Raw genomic sequence first — 4,631 nt, 5'->3', positions numbered from 1 at the left:
CGTTAATTCAACGCGCGCAAACTTACGCTTGCCGACTTGATAAACATGTCGGGTGTCGGCCGGAATAACGGCTTTAGCATCTTCTAATTTTTCTCCGTCGATTTTTACGGCACCCTGTTTGATTAGACGCATTGCCTCGGAAGTACTATCGACCAAACCAGCGTTTTTCAACAAATTGGCAATTGGAATGCCGGCCGTTTCGACCGCCAACCCCACCGTCTGGATATCATCAGGCAACGCGCCGCGTTGAAACCGGGCCTCGAAAGCTTCCAATGCGGAGACCGCCGCCGCAGCCCCATGAAACCTTTCGACGATTTCCTGCGCCAGAGCGACCTTGTGATGACGCGGGTTCTCCCCGGCGACGCAGGCTTGCCGTCTCGATTCGATTTCCGCCATCGGCCGAAAACTCAATAGCTTGAAATAACGCCACATCAAGTCGTCGGAAATCGACATCAACTTGCCAAACATGTCGCCCGAAGTATCCGCTATGCCGATATAGTTATTCAGGGATTTGGACATTTTCTGCACACCATCCAAACCCTCCAGAATAGGCATCGTCAACACCACCTGCGGCTTTTGTCCATAAATCTCCTGCAACTGGCGCCCTACCAACAAATTGAATTTTTGGTCCGTGCCTCCCAGCTCAACGTCCGCCTTCATCACTACTGAATCGTAGCCTTGGAGCAACGGGTAAAGGAATTCATGGATAGCAATCGCCTGCCCGCCCTTGTAACGTTTGCTGAAATCGTCCCTCTCCAGCATTCGCGCCACAGTATGCTTGGCTGCCAATTGAATCAACTCGGCGCTGGTCATTGCTCCCATCCAGGATGAGTTGAACTTAACTACGGTTTTTTCGGGATCGAGAATTTTAAAAACCTGGGCCTGATAAGTCTTGGCGTTCTCCACCACCTCTTCTCGGCTTAAAGGCTTCCGCGTAACGTTCTTGCCGGTGGGATCACCGATCATCGCGGTAAAATCGCCGATCAAAAATTGAACGTTGTGCCCGGCATCCTGGAACTGTTTGAGCTTGTTGATCAGCACGGTATGGCCAAGATGTAAATCCGGCGCGGTAGGGTCAAATCCGGCCTTGACCGTCAATGGCCGCCCCTCTTCCAGTTTTTTCAGCAAATCCGCTTCCAGCAAAATTTCGTCAGCGCCGTAACGCAGTTGAGCCAAAGTTTCCTGCAACAATTTTCCCTCCCGGTAGCCTTAAAGTTTGGGGGCGCATTATATGATGCAATTGTACGTAAGGATAAAAATTGCCGGTTTATGGCGGTAAACGACGAAATTGCCTACAATGAGACGCTCGACAAACAATGAAAAGTGATTACTGTGCAGAACAGAATACTCAAGTCGGCGCTGCTCGGCGCCTACACCGTTGTTGCCGCCGGCGCAAGTTACGGATTAATACCGCATAGAACCTTCGAAGACAAAAGGACACTCGAACAAGAAGCCCTAATCTCCGCAAAAATCAATCAATATACCAACTACGTCGAGCCGCCCCCCTTGCAGCCTTTGGACGTTACGGAAGAACTCGAACATACCGTCCGCTCCGGCGAAAGCCTGTCATCGATTTTCTCCGACTTGCACTTGAGCCGCGAGGACCTGCATAAAATCGTCCATGCCAACGCCACCGGCAAGCAATTCGCGGATGTCGCACCCGGCAACGATGTGGTTGCCACCCTAAACGCCGATGGCGAGCTGGAACGACTCACCTACGCGAAAACCCCTTTCGAAACCCTGATTGCAACCCGGCACGACGACGAATTCGATGTCGAACTGCTCAGCAAAAAAGTTGATTACCAAATCGCCAGCGCCAAAGCGACTATCCATGCCTCTTTATTCGAAGACGGCACTAAAGCCGGACTGCCAGAAAAACTGATCTTAAAACTGGCGGACATTTTCGCCTGGGACATCGACTTCGCCTTAAATTTGCGCGAGGGGGATCAATTCACCGTGGTTTACGAAAAACTCTTCGTGGATGGTAAGGAATTCGACAGCGGCGACATTCTCTCGGTCGAATTCGTCAACCAAGGCAAGGTCTACACCGCGGTACGCTTCGAGGACAACCAAGGCAATGCCGGTTACTACACGCCTGACGGTAACGCGCTGCGCAAAGCCTTCCTACAAACGCCGATGGATTTCGCCAAAATCAGCTCACACTTCGATTTGCATCGCAAACACCCCATCCTGAACACGATACGCGCCCACAAGGGTGTCGATTATTCAGCCGCGACCGGCACGCCTGTTAAGACCACCGGAGACGGCAAGGTCATTTTCAAAGGCGACAAAAACGGCTACGGCAATGTAGTGGAAATCGAACACGGCCAAAAATATTCGACGCTATACGCCCATTTGTCCGGCTTTAAGCCGGGTTTGAAAACCGGCAATTCCGTCAAACAGGGCGAGGTTATCGGCTATGTGGGCAGTACCGGTTTAGCAACCGGCCCACATTTGCACTACGAATTCAGGATCAATGGCGAACACGTCAATCCGCTCACCGTCAAGCTGCCGCATTCCCTCCCGATGGACGCCGCGATACTCGCCAAATTCAAGGCGCAAACCCAATCCCTGGTTGCCCAACTTACGCAAGCCAAAGGTGAAGCTCGGCTCGCCCAAAATTAGACCGATGCCCGACCTCTATATTGGCATGATTTCCGGAACCAGCGTCGACGGCATCGACGCTGCTCTGGTCGATTTCAGCGACAACGAGGTACGCCTGGTCGAATTCCATTACCAGCCCTTCGGCGACGAGCTACGCGACGCGGTTTATCGGCTCAGCCAACCCGATCAAGCGGTGAGATTAACAGACTACGGCGAACTCGATCATAAACTCGGCGCATTATTCGCCGACGCCGCCTTAGCCTTGCTGGCGAAAGCCAACCTAGACGCGACCAGCGTCAACGCAATCGGCAGTCACGGCCAAACGGTTTACCACGCGCCGGCGCCGCCTTACGGCTTTACACTGCAAATCGGCGACCCCAACGTGATTGCCGAACGCACCGGCATCACGACAGTCGCCGATCTACGCCGTCGCGACATCGCGGCCGGCGGTCAGGGCGCACCATTAGTACCGGCGTTTCACAGCGCGGTGTTCGCAGACTCGGCACAGGCTCGCGTAATTCTCAATATCGGCGGCATCGCCAACCTCACGGTTTTGAACGACCAACCGGTAATCGGTTTCGACACCGGCCCCGGCAACGGCCTGATGGACTGGTGGTGCCAACGGCAACGCCAACTAGCCTACGACGCCGGCGGCGCCTGGGCCGCGACCGGCAAGGTTGACACGAATTTACTCGCCGCCTTGTTGGATGATCGATATTTCCGCTTGCCGCCCCCGAAAAGTACCGGCCGGGAATACTTCTCAGGCGCTTGGCTAACCGAAAAACTCGCACCATTCGCCGACTTACCGCCGCAAGACGTGCAAGCCACGCTCTGTCAATTCACCGCTGACTCGATCACCGCCGCGATCCGCGCTTGGACAGGCGAAACTGGGCAAGTACTGGTTTGCGGTGGCGGAACGCATAACCACCACTTGATCGGCTTGCTGGAAAACGCGCTAAAGATACCGGTCGAATCGACCGCGAGATTTGGCATCGACCCGGATTGCGTCGAAGCGATGGCCTTCGCTTGGTTGGCGAAACGAACCTTACAAAACCAAGCAGGCAATTTACCCAGCGTCACCGGCGCGAAAAGGCCGGTGACGCTGGGTGGAATTTATCTTGGCAAGACCGCTTAAGCGGAAAACGACGACCCGCAACCGCAAGTGGTCGTGGCGTTAGGATTGCGAATGACGAATTGCGATCCCGACAAATCTTCCTTATAGTCGATCTCGGCGCCTTGCAAATACTGAATACTCATCGAATCGATCAACACCGTGACGCCGTCCTTCTCGATTTGGGTATCGTCTTCGTTGACGTCTTCATCAAACGTAAAACCATATTGAAACCCCGAACAACCACCGCCGGAGATATAGACCCGCAACTTGAGGTTATCATTACCCTCTTCCTGGATCAGGCCGGCAACCTTGTGCGCGGCACTATCGGTAAATACAATCGCATCAGCCATAATTTAGACTCAACAGTGACTACAAAATAGGTTAACGATTATGGCTATACCCAGTAATTTAGTCAAGATTACCCTATAGAAACGCCGCGGACCTCGACTAGTCTTTTACCCAAGGTTTCCCGAGCCGACCCGCGCCCTGCTAAACAGCGCATACCCAACCTCCGCATAAACAAACCGGAACACTATGATTATCACCTTAGTTAGACACGCGGACGCCGAACCCCAGCGCATCGGCATCGCCGACGCGGACCGCCACCTCACCGAAAAGGGCGAGAAACAAATCAAACGTCTGGCGCGATTCTGTCTCCGCAATCACCTGTTGCCGGGCTGTCTCTACGCCAGTCCATTGGCGAGGGCGCAACAAAGCGCCAAACTGCTGCATGCGAATCTGACCGGCTGTGCCACGCCGCGAACCGTACCTTGGCTAGCAGGGGACAACGACACTCAAACGTTACTTCGAGAACTAGCCAAACTCGCCGAAGAAACCAACGATGTCTGGCTGGTGGGACATGAACCGAATTTTTCCGACGTCGCGGGCCAATTGTTAAACACCTCACCTACTA

The 4,631-nt window shown here is 53.8% G+C and carries 5 protein-coding genes; 3 read left to right on the top strand and 2 right to left on the bottom strand.

What is annotated here, in order from left to right:
- Positions 1-1,188, bottom strand: a 1,188-nt coding sequence (tyrS, locus tag AC3B8H_RS18750; protein WP_488443050.1) for a tyrosine--tRNA ligase, incomplete at its 3' end; no start/stop codon positions are given.
- Positions 1,189-1,332: 144 nt separating this feature from the next.
- Between tyrS and AC3B8H_RS18745 the strand changes: the two genes are divergently transcribed.
- Positions 1,333-2,625 (top strand): peptidoglycan DD-metalloendopeptidase family protein, encoded by a 1,293-nt coding sequence (locus tag AC3B8H_RS18745; protein ID WP_488443049.1) that lies wholly within the window; start codon positions 1,333-1,335, stop codon positions 2,623-2,625.
- A gap of 4 nt (positions 2,626-2,629) precedes the next feature.
- Positions 2,630-3,739, top strand: a complete 1,110-nt coding sequence (locus AC3B8H_RS18740) for an anhydro-N-acetylmuramic acid kinase (RefSeq protein WP_488443048.1) — start codon at positions 2,630-2,632, stop codon at positions 3,737-3,739.
- Here the strand turns inward: AC3B8H_RS18740 and erpA are convergent.
- Positions 3,736-4,068: an iron-sulfur cluster insertion protein ErpA gene (erpA, locus tag AC3B8H_RS18735; RefSeq protein ID WP_488443047.1), complete on the bottom strand. Its 333-nt coding sequence runs from the start codon at positions 4,066-4,068 to the stop codon at positions 3,736-3,738. The two genes, AC3B8H_RS18740 and erpA, sit on opposite strands and share 4 nt — an antisense overlap.
- A gap of 184 nt (positions 4,069-4,252) precedes the next feature.
- On the opposite strand from erpA, the gene AC3B8H_RS18730 reads away from it, so the two are divergent.
- A partial coding sequence (locus tag AC3B8H_RS18730) for a SixA phosphatase family protein (RefSeq protein WP_488443046.1) occupies positions 4,253-4,631 on the top strand: 379 nt, incomplete at its 3' end.

Source organism: Methylomonas sp. BG-2, from assembly GCF_057766305.1.
The sequence above is the reverse complement of the archived record's forward strand: the minus strand, read 5'-3'. Positions and strand labels throughout refer to the sequence as shown.